The following is a 20,009-nucleotide window of genomic DNA, read 5'->3' as shown; positions in this document are numbered from 1 at the left end:
ACATCATGGGCACCACCATCACTTTCAAGCGTCCCGACGGCAAGGACGCAACCGGCTATCTCGCCAACGCCGCGCGCGGCAACGCGCCGGGCGTCGTCGTCATTCAGGAATGGTGGGGTCTTCAGGATCAAATCAAAGGGCTGTGCGATCGCTTCGCAGTGGCCGGATTCGATGCGCTCGCGCCCGACCTCTACAATGGTGTGGTCGTGCCGTATCACGACACGGAAGCCGCCAACAAAGAAATGGGCTCGCTTGATTTCATGGATGCCACGAAGCAGACCGTGCGCGGCGCTGCGCAATATCTCGCACGCAATGGCGCCAAGGTCGGTCTCACCGGCTTTTGTCTTGGTGGCGCGGTGACGGTGATCGGCTCAACCGTTATTCCGGAGCTGGCTGCCGGCGTCGCATTCTATGGCATCCCGCCGGAGCAGGCCGCCAAGCCCGCCGACGTGAAGATTCCGTTGCAAGGGCATTTCGCCAATCGTGACGATTGGTGCACGCCGCAGGTGGTCGATGCGTTCGAGAAGGGGCTGAAGGCCGCCGGGAAAACTTGCGAGTTCTTCCGCTATGATGCCGATCATGCCTTCGTCAACGAGCAGCGGATGTCTGTTCATGACCGCCAGGCCGCCGAACTTGCCTGGGGCCGCGCTACGGATTTCTTCAAAAAGCATCTGGGATGAGCTTCACCATCTCCGACCTGCGGCAGCAGCCGGCGTTCTTTGACGCGGTTGCTGACCGTATCTGGCGGGCATGGTGGAAGGAGCGGGGATTTCCGGCGGACTATATTGCCGGACGTCTGCGGGAGAATATGACGCCGTCGCCGATCCCGTTCGCGCTGGTGGCGCACCGGGACGAGACCTTCATTGGGACCGCCTCGGTCATTGCCGCCGACCTCGAGGAACGTCCGCAATACTCCCCTTGGGTGGCAGCGGTCTGGGTCGATCCGAAGTACCGGATGCAGGAGATCGGCTCGGCGCTGGTCGGGCGTGCCGTCAGTGACGCTTTCGCGCTCAATATCCGGCGGCTCTATCTGTGCGCCGAGAAGGAAAGGCGGAGGTTCTATACCCGGCAGGGCTGGACACCGATCGAGGAGGATGTTGGGGAGCGAAAACTCACGGTTTTTGTGAAAAATGCCGGGTCTTGACTTCCCCCGCGCCTAATGGTGTTTTGCCCGCAATGAGCACCCTGTCCAGCCCGATCCGTCTCTGGTGGCGCACCTTCTAAAGGTGGCCGGTGCGATTTATGTGAATTTCAATCGTCGAGGCCGTCATCGCAGAGCGACGGCCTTTTTCGTTTGTCCTGTGTGGCGTTCCTCCAGCAAGTCTCGTAAGAGGACCAGATGAACAGGACCCTTTTTTCCCTCCCCGCGCAGAGCGAATACCGGACGGCCCGCGGCCTCGATGTGGCCCGTTCCGTTGAGCATTTTACCGGCGGAACGGCGCTGGACCGGCTGATCGACCGGCTGGATACCCGCCGCGGGGTGGTGCTCTCGTCGGGCACCACGGTGCCGGGCCGCTACGAGAGCTTCGACCTCGGCTTTTCCGATCCGCCGCTGCGGCTGGAATCCACCGGCACGGATTTCTTCATCGAGGCGCTGAACGCGCGCGGCAAGGTGCTGGTGGCGTTCCTCGCCGAGACCCTGAAAGAACCCGCCGCCGTCATTACAGAGAAAACCGCGACGCGCATTGCGGGCCACATCGTGCGCGGTGACGCGCCGGTGGATGAGGACCAGCGCACCCGGCGCGCCTCGGTGGTCTCGCTGGTGCGCGACATCATCGCGGCCTTCAATTCTCCGAATGACGGGCTGCTCGGCCTGTTCGGCGCCTTCGCCTACGACCTCGTGTTCCAGTTCGAGGATCTCGTGCAGAAGCGTGCGCGCGAGAAAGACCAGCGCGACATCGTTCTCTACATTCCTGACCGCATTCTGGCCTATGACCGCGCCACCGGGCGCGGCGTGATCCTGAGTTACGAGTTTGCGTTCGGCGGTCAGTCCACCAAGGGTCTTGATCGTGAGACCTCCGAGAGCGTTTACGCCAAGACCAAGCGCGAGGGTTTTGCCGATCACGCACCGGGCGTTTATCAGGAGACCGTCGAGGTCGCGCGTCAGGCATTTGCGCGCGGTGATCTTTTTGAAGCGGTGCCGGGACAATTGTTCGCCGAGCCGTGCGAGCGCACGCCCGCCGAGGTGTTCCAGCGGCTATGCAAGATCAATCCTTCTCCGTATGGCGCGCTGATCAATCTCGGCGATGGTGAATTTCTGGTGGCGGCGTCGCCGGAAATGTTCGTCCGCTCCGACGGCAAGCGGATCGAGACCTGTCCGATCTCGGGCACCATCGCGCGCGGCGTCGACGCCATCAGCGATGCCAAGCAGATTCAGGAACTGCTCAATTCGCAGAAAGACGAATTCGAACTCAACATGTGCACCGACGTCGACCGCAACGACAAGGCGCGGGTGTGCGAGCCGGGCACCATCAAGGTGCTGGCGCGGCGGCAGATCGAGACCTACTCCAAGCTGTTTCACACCGTCGACCATGTCGAAGGCATGCTGCGTCCGGGCTTTGATGCGTTGGATGGCTTTCTCACCCATGCATGGGCCGTCACGGTCACCGGTGCGCCGAAATTGTGGGCGATGCAGTTCGTCGAGGATCACGAGCGCTCGTCCCGCCGCTGGTATGCCGGCGCGCTCGGGTTCCTCGGTTTCGACGGCAGTATCAACACGGGTCTCACCATCCGCACCATCCGCATGAAGGACGGCTTGGCCGAGGTGCGTGTCGGAGCGACCTTGCTGTTCGATAGCGATCCCGTTGCCGAAGAGAAGGAATGCCAGACCAAGGCGGCAGCGCTGTTTCAGGCGCTGCGCGGCGATCCGCCAAAACCGCTGTCGGCCTTTGCGCCGGATGCCACCGGTTCCGGCAAGAAGGTTCTGCTGATCGATCACGAAGACTCGTTCGTGCACATGCTGGCGGATTACTTCCGTCAGGTCGGTGCGACGGTCAGCGTCACGCGGCATAACCACGCGCTCGATGTGCTGAAGAAGAACGAATACGATCTTCTGGTGCTGTCGCCAGGCCCCGGCCGTCCCGAAGATTTCGGTATCTCGAAATTCATCGGCGCTGCGCTGGAAAAGAAGCTGCCGGTGTTCGGCGTCTGTCTCGGCGTGCAGGCCATCGGGGAGTATTTCGGCGGCAAGCTCGGGCAGTTGTCGACGCCTGCGCATGGCCGTCCATCGCGCGTTCAGGTGCGCGGCGGCACACTGATGGGCAATCTGCCGAATGAGGTCGTGATCGGCCGCTATCACTCGCTGTATGTCGATCGCGACGGCATGCCCGACGAGTTGCAGGTCACCGCCAGCACCGAGGACGGCATCGCCATGGCGATCGAGCACAAGACGCTGCCGGTGGGCGGCGTGCAGTTTCATCCTGAGTCGCTGATGTCGCTGGAAGGCAATGTGGGACTGCGGATCGTGGAAAACGCATTCAGGCTTGGTCAGGCCGTGCGTTGAGAGGTGACGTCATTGCGAGCGAAGCAATCCATCTTTGACTTCTGTTAAGAGTGAATTGCTTCGTCGCTACGCTCCTCGCAATGACGAGTTCTTTGATTCAGTTGGATTAGGCAGACAATGACTCTCGAAACCGATTTGAAGGCTACCGTCCGCGCCATTCACGATTACCCGAAGCCCGGAATCATCTTCCGCGACATCACGACATTGCTTGGCAACGCATGGGCGTTCCGCCGTGCGGTCGATGAACTGGTGCAGCCGTGGGCCGGCTCGAAGATCGACAAAGTCGCGGGCATGGAGGCGCGCGGCTTCATTCTCGGCGGCGCGGTGGCGCATCAGGTCTCGGCGGGCTTCGTGCCGATCCGCAAGAAGGGCAAGCTGCCGCATACCACGGTGCGTATTGCTTACTCGCTGGAATACGGTCTCGACGAGATGGAAATGCATGCCGACGCCATCAAGCCGGGCGAGCGCGTCATCCTGATCGACGATCTGATTGCGACCGGTGGTACGGCGGAAGGTGCGGTGAAGCTGCTGCGCCAGATCGGCGCCGATGTGGTAGCGGCCTGCTTCATCATCGATCTGCCGGAACTGGGCGGCGCGGCCAAGCTGCGCGCGATGAACGTCCCGGTGCGGACGCTGATGACATTCGACGGGCACTGAGACGCGCGACGCGCCCGTCGGCGCCTGCCGTCAAGTCATCCCAGCCTGTGCAGGATCAGATTCAGCTCCAGCTCGCGGAAGCGCGTATAGTTGTTGCGCACCCATTGATGCAGTTCCGACGACGGGTCCTTGTTGTCGCGCAGGTATTGCGTGAACGAGAAGTTCAGCCGGCCGATGATCGATTTCAGGAATGCGGGCAGCGCGGCGATCTTGAACGCCCGCACGCGGCCGAAATCCCTCGGCAACTCGCCCCACAGCACATGCTCGTTTTCGACCGGAACGATCGCGGCGTTGGGAAACGTGTCGCGCAGCATGGTCCAGGCGAGGATGGATGCGCGGTCGCGGTCAGGAATGAAAAGGACGATCGGATCGACGCCCCGGCGGTCCGCTTCCTTCATGAAGCCGATTTCCGCGATCATTTTGAAGAAATCGTCGAAGGCGTGGAAGCCGAGATCGATGACCTTCGGCACGCCGTCATTGACGATCAGGCGGTCCATCAGCGCCATCTGCCCGAACGTGTCGCTGATCGCCGCGGTCTCGGTGATGCGCGGCAGATAGTTGAGCAGCGAGGGTTCGCGCAGATTGATGTCGAAGGCGATCACCTTGCCGCGCTGAAGCACCAGGAATTCGGTGAGCGCGCGCGCGATCAGGGTTTTTCCCACCGCGGGACGCGGCGAGCAGACGATATAGACAGGCGTGCGTCGCATCGGGTCAAAACCGGACCACTCGCTCAGATCTCGCTTGTCGGCGCCCGTGACGTGGCTGACTTGTCCTTCGAGCCGACGATCTCGGTCAGCTTGATGCGGTCGAATTCGCCCCACACGTTGCCCAGCCAGTGGCGGACGTAGCCACGCAGCACGAACGAGTAGTTCGCGGCCTCGTCCTTAGGACCCTTGTTGGCGACGAACTTGAGGAACGGCACAGAGGCGACTTCGACCTGCTCATAGGCCATCTCATTGAGCTTCGGAATCGTGATCTCGGTCGCATTCTTAATGCGATGGAAATACGAGTTGTAGGTCGCCTGATCCCACTCGAAGAAGCTGGTGTTGTTGATGAAGTTCTTCACCAGGAAGTACTTCGCGCCGTCCATGAAGTTGGCGGTCTCGGCGATTTCATCCAGCGAGGCAATCGACGGGCCGAGGATGTGGAACACGGCAAAGGTGATCTGGCCGGAGCGGGCCGCATCGAGAAAGCCGATGTCGCGCAGCGCCGCGAGGGTGGGGGACAACAGTCCTGCGCGCACGTCGATCACGGTCACGCTGGTGCCCGACGAATTCAGCGTATCGAAGATCTTCATCTGATCGGACGTCGAGGTGACGTCGACGATCTGGGTAATGTCGGGATGGAAGCGCATCAGCGTGCCGCGCGGCGATTCGGTATCGAAGGCGCGGGTCGGGATGTTGTTTGCGCTGAAATAGTCGAGAACGGTGCGAGAAACAGTGGTCTTGCCAACCCCACCCTTGTCCGCACCTACTACGATCACTGCCGGTTTAGCCATAAGACCTCTTTACCCACCAAGCACGTCGAATTGACGACGCAGCTTAGCCTGCTTTGGAGCGGAACATGGCAGAAACAGCAGATAATTCAATTCTTGACGCTGCTGTTATGCTTAATAACTACCGGCTTTATTGTGCCGGAGGCTAGTGGCGGCCCCATGGTCCCGTAATCGGGCCGGGAATAGGGCCTGCCGGCGACGGGGAACTGCCCCAGGGGCCGGTACGTGGAGGTTCTGGCCGCGCATCCGGCGATGAGTCGCCCGCTTGAGGAGCGCCGGTTTCGTCCTGTCCGTCGCCGCCGGGCAGCGGCAGCGGGCCCGGATCGCGGCCACCGGCATATTTCACCAGCGCCTTGACGCGGGAATCGACCGAGGGATGGGTCGCGAACAGGTCGGCGAAGCCTTCGCGCGGATTGTCGATGCACATTTCCATGACAGCGGAGGTCGCGCCGGGCAGCTCTCCGCGGCCCTCGATCTTGCGCAGCGCCGAGATCATTGCGTCGGGATCCTTTGTCAGCTCCACCGAGCCTGCATCCGCCAGCAGTTCGCGCGAGCGCGACAGGGCGAAACGCACCACCAGCGACAGGCCCCAGGCCACGGCGATCAGGGCGATGGCCAGAAGCACGATGGCGAACGCGCCGCCACCCTTCTTGTCGCTGTCGGACGAGGAGGACGATGAGCGTCCGCCGCCGCCGAAGCTCCAGTTCGAGTTGAAGAAGATGCGGAAGAACAGTTCCGCGAAAAAGCCGATCACGCCCGCGATGACCACGGCGATCACAAGCAACTGCACGTCGCCGTTGCGGATGTGGGTCAGTTCGTGCCCGAGCACGGCTTCCATTTCCCGGTCGTTGAGCGCCTTCATCAGTCCGGTGGTGACGCTGATCGCATATTGCTTGCGGTTCAGGCCGGTGGCGAAGGCGTTGAGCGCGGGGCTGTCCACGATCTTGAGCTTCGGCATCGGAATGCCGCGCGAGATGCAGAGATTCTCAAGAAGGTTATAGAGCCGGGGCTGCTCCTGCCGCGTCACGTCATGGCCGCCGGTCACCGCATCGATGATGTTCTGGTGGAAGAAATAGGCGATGACGATCCAGAGGGCGGCCCCAATGGTTGCGAACGGGAAGGCTGTGACGAGGTCGTGCGTCGCGAGGGTGAGATAGTCGTCGAACGGCCGGTTGCTGTTGAGCGCGACTTCCGCCAGCAGCGCCCCGGCGAACACCATCACGTACACGAGCAGGAACAGGCCGCCGAGCAGCAGCATCGAACGAAACTTGTTCGATGCGATATGCGTGTAGAGACCGTACGCGGCCATGATGCGCTGCCCGTGCTAGCCCGGATTGAGACGCTTAGAACTTGACCGATGGCGCCTGTTCGAGCTGTCCGCGCTGCTCGCCGAGATCGAAGAAGTCCTTCTTCGTGAAGCCGAGTGCGCCGGCGAAAAGGGCAGCCGGCAACTGCTGGATGCCGGTATTGTATTCCTGTACCGCGTTGTTGAAGAAGCGGCGGCTGGCGGCGATCTTGTTTTCGATGTCGGACAGCTCGGTCTGCAACTGCTGGAAGTTGGCATTGGCCTTGAGGTCCGGATAGGCCTCCGACAGCGCGATCAGCCGGCCGAGCGCGGCTGTGAGCTGGCCTTCGGTTGCGGACACCTGCGCCGGTCCCTGTGCGGACATCGCCGCGTTGCGGGCCTTGACCACGTCTTCCAGCGTGCCGCGCTCATGGGTGGCGTAGCCTTTGACCGTTTCAACGAGATTGGGGATCAGGTCGTGGCGCTGCTTGAGCTGCACGTCGATGTCGGCGAACGCCTGGGACACCCGCTGCGCCAGCGCGACCAGCCGGTTATAGGCGCCGAACACGAACAGGGCGATGACGACGATGACACCGAGTAAAATCCAGCCGGACGACATGAGGGAAAACTCCTTAAGGACGACGAATGGCGTGAGCCTACCTGAAAGGCAGGCGGCCGTCAGGGCCTGCGGCAAGGGGGCCGCGCACTTTGGTCGTCATCAGGGGAGAGGTGGTTCAATGAAACGGTCAGGATGTTTCTTTCACCTCTCCCCGTCGGGGAGAGGTCGGCGCGCGATAGCGCGCGGGGGATCGTATGTCAGCTTGGACATTAACGCCCCCTCACCCCAACCCTCTCCCCAACGGGGAGAGGGAGTTAGTCTTCCGATGCCGTGATGTCTGTTTGTGAAAGGCTTACGGCTTGGCGATATGCCAGGCGCCGTTCAGGAAGCCGTCGCCGGTGGTGTCGCCGGGCTTGGTGTCCTTCGCGAAGGTGTAGAGCGGCTTGCCCTTGAGCGCCCACATCTTGCTGCCGTCGTCGCGGGTGACGATGGTCCAGTCGCCGGACGCCTTGGCGTCGGCAGCGGCCATCAGCGGCGGCCAGTTGGTGGCGCAGGGGCCATTGCAGGCGGACTTGCCGTCGCTGTCCTTGTCGAAGGTGTAGAGCGTCATGCCCTTGGCATCGACATAGGCCTTGCCCTTCGGCGTATCGGCGACCTTTGCCGCCTGCGCGAACGCTGCGGTTGAGGCGAGCAAGAGAGAGACAGCCGCCATCGCGGCGAATGTTTTGGACATCGCTGGTACTCCTGATGATTTTGCGTCGGACGCGAACGCGTCATCAGGACAAACTCCGACAGGAGAGAATTATTCCACGCCGATGCCGTTCTCGGGGAAAATCGCATCGCCCCAATTCCATTTCTTTGCGCGCTTGTAGGCAGCCTTGTCCCGATGCGGGACGCTCTCGGTCTTTATTCCATCTGCGGCGCAGATTTTTGCGGTCACGGCGATCTTGGTGATGAGCGGCTGCGCCAATACCCGCGCGGGTCTTTGTACCGGAGCGGTGCGGGACAGAACGACGTAGCTGAATTTCTCATCCTCATAGGGAAGCTCCGCGCCCTTGAGGTGTTTATGCGCGCGCGAGCGTTGCAGGCGCTGCGTGAAGTGGCACCAGTCGGGTCTGGTCAGCGGACAGGCTGCCTCATGCGGACAGGGAGCGATCACATGAGCGCCCCTGGCGATCAGCCGCGCGCGCAGATCGATGATGCGCGCATAGCCCGCCGGGGTGCCGGGTTCGACCACCAGCAACGTGTCGCTTGTCTTCGCCCACATGGCGTCGGCGAGCGCGGCGCGTTCGTTCTCGCCCAGTTCGTTGATGACATAACTGGCGATCACAAGATCAGCTTCGGATGCTTCGGCAACCACCTTCCGGGCGTGACCGGCGTGGTAGCGCATCGCGGCGAGGCGCGGATGCGACTGTGCAAGTTCGGTCGCGAGATCGCGCAGGGCCGTATTGGCATCGAGCAATGTGAATGTATCGAGCGAGGCGAAGGCTTCGCTCGCGGCCCATGTCGCCGTGCCCGGTCCCGCGCCGACATCGAGCAGGCTGCGCGGTGTGAACTCAGGAGTGACTTCCATCAGCGCATTCAGGCTCGCGGCGATCGCGGCATAAGTCCCCGGCATCCGCGCCAGCGCATAGGCCAGTGCGTCCCCGCCGGCCCTGATGCGGTCCGAGCCGCCGCCATCGCGATAGGTGCGCGAGATCGCATCCGCGCGCTGTGCGGCGTCGTTGCGCGACAGGCCCTCGGCCTTGCGGGCGAGAGCCGCTTTCAGTTCGGCGGGGAGATCTGGCGTCATGAAAGTCCTCAGGCCGCTCCGGCCCGAGGTATATTATGCCACGTTCTGGTCGAGAACCTTCATCGCGCCGTCGAGATCGACCGACACCAGCTGCGATACGCCGCGCTCCGCCATGGTAACGCCGAACAGCCGGTTCATGCGCGCCATGGTGATCGGGTTGTGGGTGATGATGATGAAGCGCGTCTCCGTGGACGAGGTCATCTCATGCAGCAGGTTGCAGAACCGCTCGACATTGTGGTCGTCGAGCGGCGCGTCGACTTCGTCCAGTACGCAGATCGGCGACGGGTTGGTGAGGAACACCGCGAAGATCAGCGCAAGTGCGGTCAGCGCCTGCTCGCCGCCGGAGAGCAGCGACAGTGTCTGCGGCTTCTTGCCGGGTGGCTTGGCGATGATTTCGAGACCCGCTTCGAGCGGATCGTCGCTTTCGATCAGGGTCAGCTCGGCCTGGCCGCCGCCGAACAGTTCGGTGAACAGCCGCTTGAAGTGGTTGTTCACCGTCTCGAAAGAGGTCAGGAGGCGCTCGCGCGCTTCCTTGTTGAGGCTCTGGATGCCGGTGCGCAGCTTCTTGATGGCTTCGACCAGATCGTCGCGCTCGGTGGTGAGGTTGAGATGCTGGGCCTCGACCTCGCGCAGTTCTTCCTCGGCGCGCAGGTTGACGGCGCCAAGGCGCTCGCGGTCGCGGCGCAGCTTTTCCAGATCGGCTTCGACGTCGGTCACCGCCGGAAGTTCGGTCTCGGGCGTGATCTCGGCAAGGGCGGCGACGCCATGCGGCTCGACCTCCAGCATGTCGCGGATTTCGCGCTCGATGTCTTCGAGACGGCGGCGGGTACCTTCCATGCGCTCTTCTGAGCGGGCGCAGGCTTCGCGCGATGCGGACAGTGCATCAAGCGAGGCGCGGGCGACGCGGTCGGTTTCCGCCATCGCCGTCTCGGCGGTTGCCAGCGCGTCGGCCGCCATGCGGCGGTCGGATTCGGCGTGCTCGATTTCGCTGATCAGCGCGCTGCGCTTCTCGGCGAACACTTCCGGCGCGTTTTCAAGCTCGGTGCGCTCGGTCTTGACCTCGACAATGCGGGTCTCAATCGTCGCGATCTGCGACGCGGCGTTTTCCTTGCGGCTCTGCCATTCGTTGCGCTCGGCGAGAATCGCCTGCACGCGGCGGTCGGCCAATTCGGCTTCGCGGGCGAGCGCCTGTGCTTCGGCGCGAACCTGCGCGGCGAGGCGGCGGTGGCCGTCCATGTCGGCACGGACGACAGCGAGCTTTTCCTCGTTTTCGGCGCTGGATGGCAGTTCGCTCAATGCGCCGGTGGCGGTCTCGTACGCGGCATGGGCCTCGGCGCGGTCCGCAGTGAGGCGGGTGCGGCGCTCGTCGAGCGCGGAGCGGTGCGAGGCGTGGCGGTTGATTTCGCGCTCGGCGGCCGCATGCTTCTCGCGCGCGGTGTTGGCTTCGCGCTGGGCGGCGCGGGCGGCCTCGCGGGCCGCGCTCTCTGCCATTGCCGCAGCCTTGAGTTCGGTCTCGGCGTTCTCGAGCGCCTGACGCTTGGCGACGGCGTCAGCGCGCGCCTGTTCGATTTCAGCTTCGATGTCGACAAGACGGGCGCGTTCGGCGAGCCGGCGTGCGGCGCCGGTCGGCGCATGGGCTGCGGCGACAAAGCCGTCCCAGCGCCACAGGTCTCCCTCGCGCGAGACCAGCCGCTGGCCGGTCTTCAATTGCGGCGCAAGCTGCGCGCCGCGTTCGCGGCTGACGATGCCGATCTGCGCCAGACGCCGCGCCAGTTCCGGCGGCGCGGTGACATGCGCTGCAAGCGCCTCGATGCCGTCGGGCAGCGACGGATCGCCTTCGATCACGCCGAGGCTCGACCAGCGCATCGGCGCGGTCGGATCGACCGGTGCGTCGAGATCGTCGCCCAGCGCTGCGCCCAGAGCTTTTTCGAAGCCCTTGGCGACATTGACGCCGTCGATGATCGGCGGCCACAGGTTCTTGGTTTCGCCGTTGACGATCTTGGAGATCGTCTTGGCTTCGGTCTCCAGCCGCTGCACGCGCTTCTCGGCATCGGCAAGCGGTGCGCGCGATGCTTCGAGCGCGGCGCGCGCGCTGACATGCGCGGCTTCGCTGGCCTGGGTGGTCGCTTCGGACATCAGAACGGTTTCGGTTGCGGCTTCCACCGCGGCCGCAAGCTCATTGAGATCGCCAAGTCCGCCGGTTTCGGCGGCGAGCTTCTGGACCTCGCTTTCGACGTTGACGATGTCCTGATCGAGCCGCGCCAGCCGATCGCGATGGGTGCGGACGTTGGCTTCGATCTGGTTGCGCTTGGCGGTGAGGTCGGCGAGCGCGGTGGTCAGTTCGGAGAAGGTGCGTTCGGCGGCGGCGAGCGTCGCTTCCGCCTCGGACACGCGCTCGTCGGCGCCGCTGCGCTTGTCGACGCGCGACCTGATCTCGTCCTTGAGCACGCCGTCTTCGGATTCGAGCCGCGCCAGCGCGACGTCGGCATCGGACAGCTGCCGCTGTTCGCGCTCGATATCGGCGGCGAACTGCGTCAGCCGCCGGTCGAGTTCGGTAACGCGCTCCCTGGCGCGTGCTTCCTCGCGGTCGAGCATTTCGCGGGCATTGGTCAGGCGCTGCAATCCGGCGGCGGCGCGCGCTTCGCTGTCGCGCAGGCCCGGCAGTTCGGCGGCGCGGATCGCCTGGATGCGTGCGGCTTCCGCCTGCTGGAGGGTACGCTCGGCCTGTTCGCGGACGTTCAGGTCATGGGTCTGGCCGGCCTCGGCCACATCGGCGTGAGATTGAATCCAGCGCAGGTGAAACAGCATGGCCTCGGCCTTGCGGACCTTGGCGGCGACTTCGCGATAGCGGATCGCCTGCCGCGCCTGCTTCTTGAGGCCTTCGATCTGGCTCGCCAACTGGCCGATCACATCCTCGACGCGGGTGAGGTTGGTCTCGGCCGCCTTGAGGCGCAGTTCGGCTTCGTGACGGCGCGCATGCAGACCGGCAACGCCGGCGGCGTCTTCCAGCACGCGGCGGCGCTGGTCGGGACGCGCCTGAATGATTTCACCGATCTTGCCCTGGTGGACGAGGGCGGGCGAGCGCGCGCCGGTGGCGGCATCCGCAAACAGGATCTGGACGTCGCGGGCGCGCACGTCCTTGCCGTTGATGCGATAGACCGAACCGGCTTCGCGCTCGATGCGGCGGGAAATTTCCAGCATGTCCTGATCGTTCACGGCGGACGGCGCCGAGCGATCGGAATTGTCGATGGTCATCGCCACTTCGGCGTGATTGCGCGCGGGGCGGTTGCCGGAGCCGGCGAAGATCACGGCGTCCATGTCGGCAGCGCGCAGCGACTTGTGCGAGGTTTCGCCCATCGCCCAGCGCAGCGCTTCGACGAGGTTCGACTTGCCGCAACCATTGGGGCCGACGACGCCGGTGAGGCCCGGCTCGATCAGGAAGTCGGTCGGCTCAACGAAGGACTTGAAACCGTGAAGGCGAAGGCGGGTGAGTTTCATGCAATCGGTGCTCTGTTGGCCGGGGCAAATTGTGCAGCCGGGGCAAGGTCATAGCAGGCCTGTGCCAGTATAGCTGAGTCGCGGAATGCGCCTCGAACTGTCCGCACAATGGCGAGGCCGGCCCCGCAGGGCAACCGGCCAGCAGGGCTTTTCCCAAGGGATTTAAAGGGATTTCCGAGGGATTTCAGTGTGTTTCGGGCGGAGTGTCCGTGGAACCGGACCGGTTCCGCTCGACGCGCTTAGCTCTTGAGCAGCGGCTTGATCATCTTTTCAAAGGCCTCGAACGAGGTCTCGCCCTTCACCACAGTTCCGTTGACGAAGAAGAACGGTGTCGAGTTGACCTTGAGCTTGGTGTAGGCGTGCTCGCGCACATCCAGAATGCCCTTCTGGATTTTCGGATCGCTCTGCACGCAGTCCTTGATCATCTGCTCGCTGAAACCGGCCTGCTTGCCGACGCGGTTGATGGTGCCGAGTGCGTCCGACGCCAGATCGTTCTGCTGCTTGAACAGGATGTCGACGATCGCAAAATATTTCGGCGCATCGTCCTTGGCGACGCAGCGCGCCAGCGCGGAGGCGGCGAGCGCCACCTGGTCGAGCGGGAATTCGCGGAAGATGAAACGCACCTTGCCGGTGTCGATGTAGTTGGTCTTGATCTGCGGGAACACGTCCTTGGTGAACGCCGCGCAATGCGGGCAGGTCATCGAGGCGTATTCAATGATGGTGACGGGGGCGTCCTTCGATCCGAGCGCCATGTCGCCGAGTTCGCCGGCCTGACTGATCTCGGCGGCGGTCTGGGCATTCGCCGGGCTGAAAAGCCCCCACGGGGAAAGACCCAGTGCGGCGGTGGCGCCGGCGAGGGACAGGGCGGCGGTGAAGGTGCGGCGCGTGATGTTCAACGGTCTGCTCCGGGAAAGTCGTGCGAACGGCGTTGTCACGCCTGATGGGGAACGTTTCGCTAGCTTGAAACCATGATTGTGGCAATGCCGGGCCGAAGCCAGGCGCCGTCACATAGGGCTCAATTTCGCTTGATCGATGCGCCCAGCCGCGCCAGTGCCGCGCGCAGATCGCCGTCTTCCACGGTGCCCAGCGAGGCTTCGACCTCGGCGACGGCGCTCGGGTCGGGCGCCTTTCTGGACTTTGGCTTCGGCCTTCGCGACAGCGGCGCCTGGCGCAGCGCGATCCGGCCCACCGCGTTCCAGCCGAAGAAGCGGTTGACCCGCTCCAGAATGACGTCCGAGGTGTGCTGGATTTCCAGCGCCATCGGGCCTTCGACCCGCAGCACCAGAGTGGCCGGTTCGGGCGGCTGGTTCTCGACCGGCCGCGGCCACTGGATTTTCAGCGGTTCCGAATGGGCCGCCACGTTGGCACCGGCGATCTCCGCCCATCGCGTCACCAGTTCACGCGAAGCAAAGCCCTGCTTGGCGAAGACGTCGTTGATCGCACTGCCGAGCAATGCGGATAACGGCTTCGCAGTGAGGGGACCGGGCTTGTTCATGAGCGGCTATCGTCGGTACATATTATCCCATGACCTTATCAGGCGCAGCCGCGCGGCGGAAGAAATCTCAGGACAACGCCGAAGCCGATCGCCCGGTGCTGTTGCTCGCCTGGTACGACCGCCATCGGCGGCAATTGCCGTGGCGCGCGCTGCCCGGTCGCACAAGCGATCCCTATCGGGTGTGGCTGTCGGAAATCATGCTGCAGCAGACGACTGTGAAAGCGGTCGGTCCGTATTTCGAGAAATTCACCGCGCGCTGGCCGACGGTGGCGGCGCTCGGCGCGGCCTCGCAGGATGATGTGCTGCGGATGTGGGCGGGGCTTGGCTACTACTCCCGCGCGCGCAATCTCCACGCCTGCGCCGTCACGGTGCTGCGCGAGCATGGCGGCGCGTTTCCCGATACCGAAGAGGGTCTGCGGACGCTGCCGGGCGTCGGGCCCTACACGGCGGCGGCGATTGCCGCGATCGCGTTCGACCGTCAGACCATGCCGGTGGACGGCAATATCGAGCGCGTGGTGTCGCGGCTGTTCGCGGTGGAGGAGCCGCTGCCGAAATCCAAGCCGCGAATTCAGGAACTGGCTGCGACGCTGCTCTGGGATTCACGCGCGGGCGACAGCGCCCAGGCACTGATGGATCTCGGCGCCACGATCTGCACGCCGAAGAAGCCCGCCTGCGCGCTCTGTCCCCTCAACGACAACTGCGCCGCGCGCCTGCGGGGCGATCAGGAGACGTTTCCGCGCAAGGCGCCGAAGAAAACCGGAACGCTGCGGCGCGGCGCGGCCTTTGTCGTCACCCGCGGCGATGAACTGTTGGTCCGCACGCGGCCGGAAAAGGGATTGCTCGGCGGCATGACGGAAGTGCCGACCTCCGAATGGCTGGCCGGTCATGACGACAAGGATGCGCGCGAACAGGCTCCGGCGATCAATGTGCCGCGCTGGCATCGCAAGGCGGGTGTGGTGACACATGTGTTCACGCATTTCCCGCTTGAGCTTGTGGTCTACACCGCGAGCGTTGCCGCGCGCACCCGCGCACCACAAGGCATGCGCTGGGTGCCGGTCGCGACGCTGAAGGATGAGGCGCTGCCGAACGTGATGCGCAAGGTGATCGCGCACGGGCTCGCCCTCGATCCGCCGAACAAGCCGTCCCGCGTCAGAAAGGCCGGATAATGCCGACGCGCGGGATCACGGTCAGAACGATGGCGCAGGCAAGCGCGCGCTTGTCGTCTAGATCGCGTAACCGATGATGATCGCGGCGTTGATCGCAACCAGCCGGCGCCAGTGGATGAAAGCGCGGCTGATCCTGAGAGCATGCCGCGCCTCCTGATTCATCCGGCGCTCGACAGGAACGATGTCTCGGGTTTCGGCACGATCGGCGGCTTGGCGTTGAGCGCGTCGACCTGAAAGCCCGCAACGCGCTTGTAGGTGTTGGCAACGTCTTCCAGTTCCTGCTGCGACATGACCTCGGTCACCACATTGAAACCGTTCGGCGCGCGCTCCTCGACCAGTTGCATCACCTGCTCTGGTCCGTTGCGGCGGTTGAGCTTGACGAGTTCGGTGGTCGCGGGTCGGCGCTCGGCTTCATAAGCCTGAAGCGCGGTTGCTGTTTCCCCGTGCCTGAGGATTTCCCGTGTCAGCACGCGGGCATCGAGAATGGCCTGCGACGCGCCGTTGGAGCCGATCGGATACATCGGATGCGCGGCGTCGCCGAGCAGCGTGATGTTGCCAAAGGTCCAGCGGTCGATCGGGTCGCGGTCCACCAGCGGATATTCGTAAGCGTGCGCGCACTTGCGGATCAGGCTGGGCACGTCGAGCCAGTCGAACGTCCAGTCCTCGAACCAGGGCAGGAATTCGTCGAGCTTGGCTGCGCGGTTGTAGTCCTCGCGGCGCCACGAGTAAGTCGGCGGCAGCAGCCGTTCGGCGATCCAGTTGATGCGGAATTTGCCGTTCGGCAGCGGCGCATTCGAGATCGGATAGCAGACGAACTTCAGAACCTCGTGGCCGGCCATGATCATGGTGCGGCCGGACAGAAACGCGTCGCTCTCGGTGATGCCGCGCCAGAGAATGCGGCCGTTCCAGATCGGCGGGCCTTCGTCGGGATAGAGCCTGGCGCGAATGGCGGAGTGAATGCCGTCGGCAGCGATCAGCAGCGAACCATCGTAGGTGCCGACATCCTTGCCGGTGGCCTTGTCGATGAAATTCGCCGATACGCCTTCGGGCGAGTCGGTGAAGCTCGTGACATGATGACTGTTGAGCAGATTGTCCGCGCCGAGACGCTCAACAACGGTGTCGAGCAGGATCTGGTGCAGCGTGCCGCGATGGATCGAGAACTGCGGCCACTTGTATCCGGCCTCTATCCCGCGCGGTTCGCTCCAGATCGGCTTTCCATGCTTGGAGAAGTACGACAGTTCCTTCGTCCTGACGCCGGCGGCATCGAGCTTCTCGAGCAGGCCGAGTTCGATCAGTTCGCGCACTGCATGCGGCAGCACATTGATGCCGACGCCAAGCGGCTTCAGTTCCGGCACGCTTTCAAACACGCGGCACGGAATACCGATCTGGTGAAGGCTCAGTGCGAGCGTCAGCCCGCCGATCCCGCCCCCCGCGATAAGAACCGTCATGATAAGCTCCTGTGACTGACCTGCGTCATGACATGGGAAACGATGAGGGTGCAACTGCGAAAAAGTATGGGACTAACGCGGGGCCTTTCCATCAATCCGCCCCAAACTTTTTCCTATTCCGAGCATCATGGTTCGCAGCCAGATCGAACCGGGGTCCATCTGCGCGCGGGTCGGATAGAACATGAATTGTTCGTCGATCCCTGGATCGAGCGGCGGTGCGACCGTCGTCAGCGACAGTTGCTTCGACAGCGCGGCGATCAGACGCCGCGGCACGAAGGCGACGAGGTCGGTGCGCGCGGCGACATGCAGCGCTTCGATATAGCTCGGGACCACAAGCGCGATCCGCCGCTCCTGGCTTTTGCTGCGCAGCCAGGTGTCGATCAGGTCCTCGCTCTGCCCGCGAATGATGACTGCGACATGCCGCGCCTTGAAGAACGTCTCCTTGTTCTTCAATCGCGCGCCCGCAGGATGTCCGCGCCGCACGGCCAGCGCATCGGAGTCGGTGTAAAGCAGTTGCCGGTGAAATCCCTTGAAGGCATCGCCGATGCTGATCACCATGTCGATGGTGCGGGCGAATTCGGCGGTGAAGATCGCGGGCCCGCGCCACGGCACCACGTCGATCCGCACACCGGGCGCTACAGCATCCAGCTTCTTCATGAGCGGCGGCATCAACAGTTCGACGGCGAGGTCCGGCATCATCAGCCGAAAGCGCCGCTCGCTGCGCGCGGCATCGAACTCGTCCGGCATGAACAGGCTGCGCACCTGATCCAGCGCCTGCGCCAGCGGCGCACGCAGCGCCTGCGCACGCGGCGTCAGTTCCATCCGTGCACCGGTGCGCACCAGCAGCGGATCGCCGAGCACATCGCGCAGCCGCCGCAGCGCGTGACTGGCCGCAGGCTGCGACAGGCCGATCCGCATCGCCGCGCGGCCGACATTGGCCTCGAGCAGCAGCGCGTCGAGAGCGACCAGCAGGTTGAGATCGAGCGAGGCTAAATTCATCCGGAGAATATATATCATACGAAGCATCGATTGGAAGAATACCGATGCCAGGCCCATCATCCCTCCATCAACTCAAGCACAGGATGGAACCGATGAGTGCCGAAGCCAACAAGAAACTGATCCAGCAGATTTTCACCGACAGCGCGAGCCGCAGCGGGACGACCTTCATCGATCATCTCGCGGACGATGCGGTGTGGGTGCAGACCGGCCAGTGCTCATGGTCGGGCAGCTTCAAGGGCAAGGATGCCATCACGAACGGCCTGTTCGCGCATTTGCGAGCCTTGCTGGCGGATCGCCCGCGTACGCTGGCGTTCAACTTCATCGCCGAGGGCGACACCGTCGTGGTCGAGGCAAAGGGCGACAATGTCACAAAATCAGGCGATCGCTACGACAACGAGTACTGCATGGTCTGGCGTGTTCAGAACGGTAGGATCACGCAGATCAAGGAGTACTGTGACACGGCTCTGGTCGAGCGGGTGCTCGGTCCGTTTCCGAAATCGCAACTACGGGCGGTGAGCTGAAACGTTGGATCGCGTTTGTCCGGGTGCGAGGCAACGTGCGAACCGGCTCGTGCTGCCGATCGCGATACGCGACGGCGTTCGCGGTGTCCTGAGCATTGTCAGGACGTGGCACAGGCGTATCCGCGATCGCCGCGAACTCGGAGCGATGAGCGAGCGGCAGCACAATGATATGGGAATGAGCTCGGCGGAGATCGCGTTCGAGATCGAAAAGCCGTTTTGGCGGGCGTAACGATGGACGGCGGGTCAGCCCGCCGCCATCTCGCTGCGGATTTCGGCGCGCAGTTCGTCGATCAGCTTGAGACCCTTCTTGGTCTCGACGTGCCAGAACGACCAGCCGTTGCAGGCTTCGGCTCCCTGGGCCAGCGCGCCCATGCGATGGATCGAGCCGACCTTGTCGCCGAGCATGATGGCGCCGTCGGCGCGCACCAGCGCGGCGTGCTTCTTCTTGGAATCGACCAGCTTGGTGCCGGGCACGATCATGCCGCGCTCGACCAATTCGGAGAATGCGACGCGCGGTGCGCCGCGCGCGGTCATGAACGGAGCCAGGGTCGCTTCCGGCAGCGGTTCGATGGCGGCGATGCGCGCTTCGGCGGCCGTTGCATAGGTTTGATCGCGCTCGAAGCCGACATAGCGACGGCCGAGGCGCTTGGCGACAGCGCCGGTGGTGCCGGTGCCGTTGAAAGGATCGACCACGAGGTCGCCGGGCTTCGATGACGAGAGCAGCACGCGCGCCAGCAAACCTTCCGGCTTCTGCGTCGGATGAACTTTCTTGCCGTCTCCGCCCTTGAGGCGTTCGTCGCCGGTGCAAAGCGGGATCAACCAGTCGGAACGCGCCTGCACGTCCTCGTTGGCCGCCTTCAGCGCTTCGTAATTGAAGGTATAGCCCTTGGCGTTCTCGTCGCGCGCCGCCCAGATCATCGTCTCATGGGCGTTGGTGAAGCGGCGGCCGCGGAAATTCGGCATCGGGTTGGTCTTGCGCCACACGATGTCATTGAGAACCCAGAAGCCGAGGTCCTGCATGATCGCGCCGACGCGGAAAATGTTGTGATAGGAGCCGATCACCCAGATCGTCGCCGACGGTTTCATGATGCGGCGGGCGGCAAGCAGCCAAGCACGCGTGAAGTCGTCGTAGGCGGCGAAGGAGGAGAACTTGTCCCAGTCGTTGTTGACCGCATCGACATGCGATTCGTCGGGACGCTTGAGATCGCCCTTCAATTGCAGATTGTACGGAGGATCTGCGAAGACCAGGTCGACCGAGCCGGCCTGCATCTTTGACATCTCGGCGACGCAATCGCCGACGACGATATGCGAACTGGGCATTTCAAATTGAGTGCGGGGCGCCTTTGCAGACGCCCCGCGACGCGACACTACCATGACTCAAAACCTGACTCAGGCGACGCAGTCGGCGACGCGGGACCAACAAATCCGACTGTCATCACCATGAATGCCCAAGGTAAAAATCGGCTTAATCGCAAAAAGATTTGTGACGAATTCGAAATTGATTCCGAAACGTCGTGCGCATCGCGAATTGCAAGACGCACATGCGCCGCTGCCATGCAGTCAACGGCTGGAATTGCCGGTGCAGCGCGTGT

19 protein-coding genes are annotated in these 20,009 nt (G+C 63.5%); 7 read left to right on the top strand and 12 right to left on the bottom strand.

What is annotated here, in order from left to right; all coding sequences use genetic code 11:
- The first annotated feature begins 5 nt into the window (after window positions 1-5).
- The 4 genes from AC1Q67_RS13625 (at window position 6) to AC1Q67_RS13610 (ending at window position 4,159) form a co-directional block, all read left to right on the top strand.
- Window positions 6-680 carry a dienelactone hydrolase family protein gene (locus AC1Q67_RS13625; RefSeq protein ID WP_492235922.1) on the top strand — a complete coding sequence of 225 codons (675 nt, stop codon included), beginning with the start codon at window positions 6-8 and terminating at the stop codon, window positions 678-680.
- Complete coding sequence (locus AC1Q67_RS13620) at window positions 677-1,144, top strand: GNAT family N-acetyltransferase (protein WP_492235921.1); 468 nt, start codon at window positions 677-679, stop codon at window positions 1,142-1,144. The genes AC1Q67_RS13625 and AC1Q67_RS13620 overlap by 4 nt, the downstream gene beginning before the upstream one ends.
- A gap of 195 nt (window positions 1,145-1,339) precedes the next feature.
- Entirely contained in the window at window positions 1,340-3,502 is a 2,163-nt protein-coding gene (locus AC1Q67_RS13615) for an anthranilate synthase component I (protein WP_492235920.1), read from the top strand.
- A gap of 117 nt (window positions 3,503-3,619) precedes the next feature.
- A complete protein-coding gene (locus tag AC1Q67_RS13610; RefSeq protein WP_024576018.1) occupies window positions 3,620-4,159 on the top strand; it encodes an adenine phosphoribosyltransferase in 540 nt (179 codons plus the stop codon).
- Between the two features lie 35 nt (window positions 4,160-4,194).
- On the opposite strand, the gene AC1Q67_RS13605 is transcribed toward AC1Q67_RS13610, so the two are convergent.
- The 9 genes from AC1Q67_RS13605 to AC1Q67_RS13565 all read right to left on the bottom strand — a co-directional run bounded on the left by AC1Q67_RS13605 (window position 4,195) and on the right by AC1Q67_RS13565 (window position 14,283).
- Window positions 4,195-4,866 carry a P-loop NTPase family protein gene (locus tag AC1Q67_RS13605; protein WP_492235919.1) on the bottom strand — a complete coding sequence of 224 codons (672 nt, stop codon included), beginning with the start codon at window positions 4,864-4,866 and terminating at the stop codon, window positions 4,195-4,197.
- Between the two features lie 23 nt (window positions 4,867-4,889).
- Window positions 4,890-5,657 carry a P-loop NTPase family protein gene (locus tag AC1Q67_RS13600; RefSeq protein WP_024576020.1) on the bottom strand — a complete coding sequence of 256 codons (768 nt, stop codon included), beginning with the start codon at window positions 5,655-5,657 and terminating at the stop codon, window positions 4,890-4,892.
- Between the two features lie 142 nt (window positions 5,658-5,799).
- Complete coding sequence (locus AC1Q67_RS13595; RefSeq protein ID WP_492235918.1) at window positions 5,800-6,963, bottom strand: M48 family metallopeptidase; 1,164 nt, start codon at window positions 6,961-6,963, stop codon at window positions 5,800-5,802.
- Between the two features lie 34 nt (window positions 6,964-6,997).
- Complete coding sequence (locus AC1Q67_RS13590) at window positions 6,998-7,558, bottom strand: LemA family protein (protein WP_024576022.1); 561 nt, start codon at window positions 7,556-7,558, stop codon at window positions 6,998-7,000.
- 292 nt (window positions 7,559-7,850) lie between these two features.
- Entirely contained in the window at window positions 7,851-8,231 is a 381-nt protein-coding gene (locus AC1Q67_RS13585) for a COG4315 family predicted lipoprotein (RefSeq protein ID WP_492235917.1), read from the bottom strand.
- Window positions 8,232-8,300: 69 nt separating this feature from the next.
- A complete protein-coding gene (locus tag AC1Q67_RS13580; protein ID WP_492235916.1) occupies window positions 8,301-9,290 on the bottom strand; it encodes a small ribosomal subunit Rsm22 family protein in 990 nt (329 codons plus the stop codon).
- 33 nt (window positions 9,291-9,323) lie between these two features.
- The gene (gene smc, locus AC1Q67_RS13575; RefSeq protein WP_492235915.1) at window positions 9,324-12,788 is read right to left on the bottom strand and encodes a chromosome segregation protein SMC; all 3,465 of its coding nucleotides are present in this window, start codon (window positions 12,786-12,788) and stop codon (window positions 9,324-9,326) included.
- A 239-nt stretch (window positions 12,789-13,027) separates the two neighbouring features.
- Window positions 13,028-13,684 carry a DsbA family protein gene (locus AC1Q67_RS13570; RefSeq protein ID WP_492235914.1) on the bottom strand — a complete coding sequence of 219 codons (657 nt, stop codon included), beginning with the start codon at window positions 13,682-13,684 and terminating at the stop codon, window positions 13,028-13,030.
- A 119-nt stretch (window positions 13,685-13,803) separates the two neighbouring features.
- The gene (locus tag AC1Q67_RS13565) at window positions 13,804-14,283 is read right to left on the bottom strand and encodes a DUF721 domain-containing protein (RefSeq protein ID WP_492235913.1); all 480 of its coding nucleotides are present in this window, start codon (window positions 14,281-14,283) and stop codon (window positions 13,804-13,806) included.
- A gap of 29 nt (window positions 14,284-14,312) precedes the next feature.
- Here AC1Q67_RS13565 and mutY point away from each other — a divergent pair, with 29 nt between their 5' ends.
- Complete coding sequence (gene mutY / locus AC1Q67_RS13560) at window positions 14,313-15,449, top strand: A/G-specific adenine glycosylase (RefSeq protein ID WP_492235912.1); 1,137 nt, start codon at window positions 14,313-14,315, stop codon at window positions 15,447-15,449.
- A 158-nt stretch (window positions 15,450-15,607) separates the two neighbouring features.
- Here the strand turns inward: mutY and AC1Q67_RS13555 are convergent, their stop codons facing one another.
- Together AC1Q67_RS13555 and AC1Q67_RS13550 are read right to left on the bottom strand one after the other, a co-directional pair.
- Window positions 15,608-16,897: a flavin-dependent oxidoreductase gene (locus AC1Q67_RS13555; protein ID WP_492235911.1), complete on the bottom strand. Its 1,290-nt coding sequence runs from the start codon at window positions 16,895-16,897 to the stop codon at window positions 15,608-15,610.
- A gap of 72 nt (window positions 16,898-16,969) precedes the next feature.
- Window positions 16,970-17,896, bottom strand: coding sequence for a LysR family transcriptional regulator (locus tag AC1Q67_RS13550; protein WP_492235910.1), 927 nt, complete (start codon window positions 17,894-17,896; stop codon window positions 16,970-16,972).
- Between the two features lie 92 nt (window positions 17,897-17,988).
- On the opposite strand from AC1Q67_RS13550, the gene AC1Q67_RS13545 reads away from it, so the two are divergent.
- Entirely contained in the window at window positions 17,989-18,417 is a 429-nt protein-coding gene (locus AC1Q67_RS13545) for a nuclear transport factor 2 family protein (RefSeq protein WP_492235909.1), read from the top strand.
- 49 nt (window positions 18,418-18,466) lie between these two features.
- Complete coding sequence (locus AC1Q67_RS13540; protein ID WP_492235908.1) at window positions 18,467-18,646, top strand: DUF1127 domain-containing protein; 180 nt, start codon at window positions 18,467-18,469, stop codon at window positions 18,644-18,646.
- 14 nt (window positions 18,647-18,660) lie between these two features.
- Here AC1Q67_RS13540 and AC1Q67_RS13535 read toward each other — a convergent pair whose 3' ends face one another.
- The gene (locus AC1Q67_RS13535) at window positions 18,661-19,791 is read right to left on the bottom strand and encodes a site-specific DNA-methyltransferase (protein ID WP_492235907.1); all 1,131 of its coding nucleotides are present in this window, start codon (window positions 19,789-19,791) and stop codon (window positions 18,661-18,663) included.
- Window positions 19,792-20,009: the final 218 nt, after the last annotated feature.

The sequence above is a fragment of the Afipia sp. GW823-FHT06G09 genome (assembly GCF_058794875.1).
The sequence above is the reverse complement of the archived record's forward strand: the minus strand, read 5'-3'. Positions and strand labels throughout refer to the sequence as shown.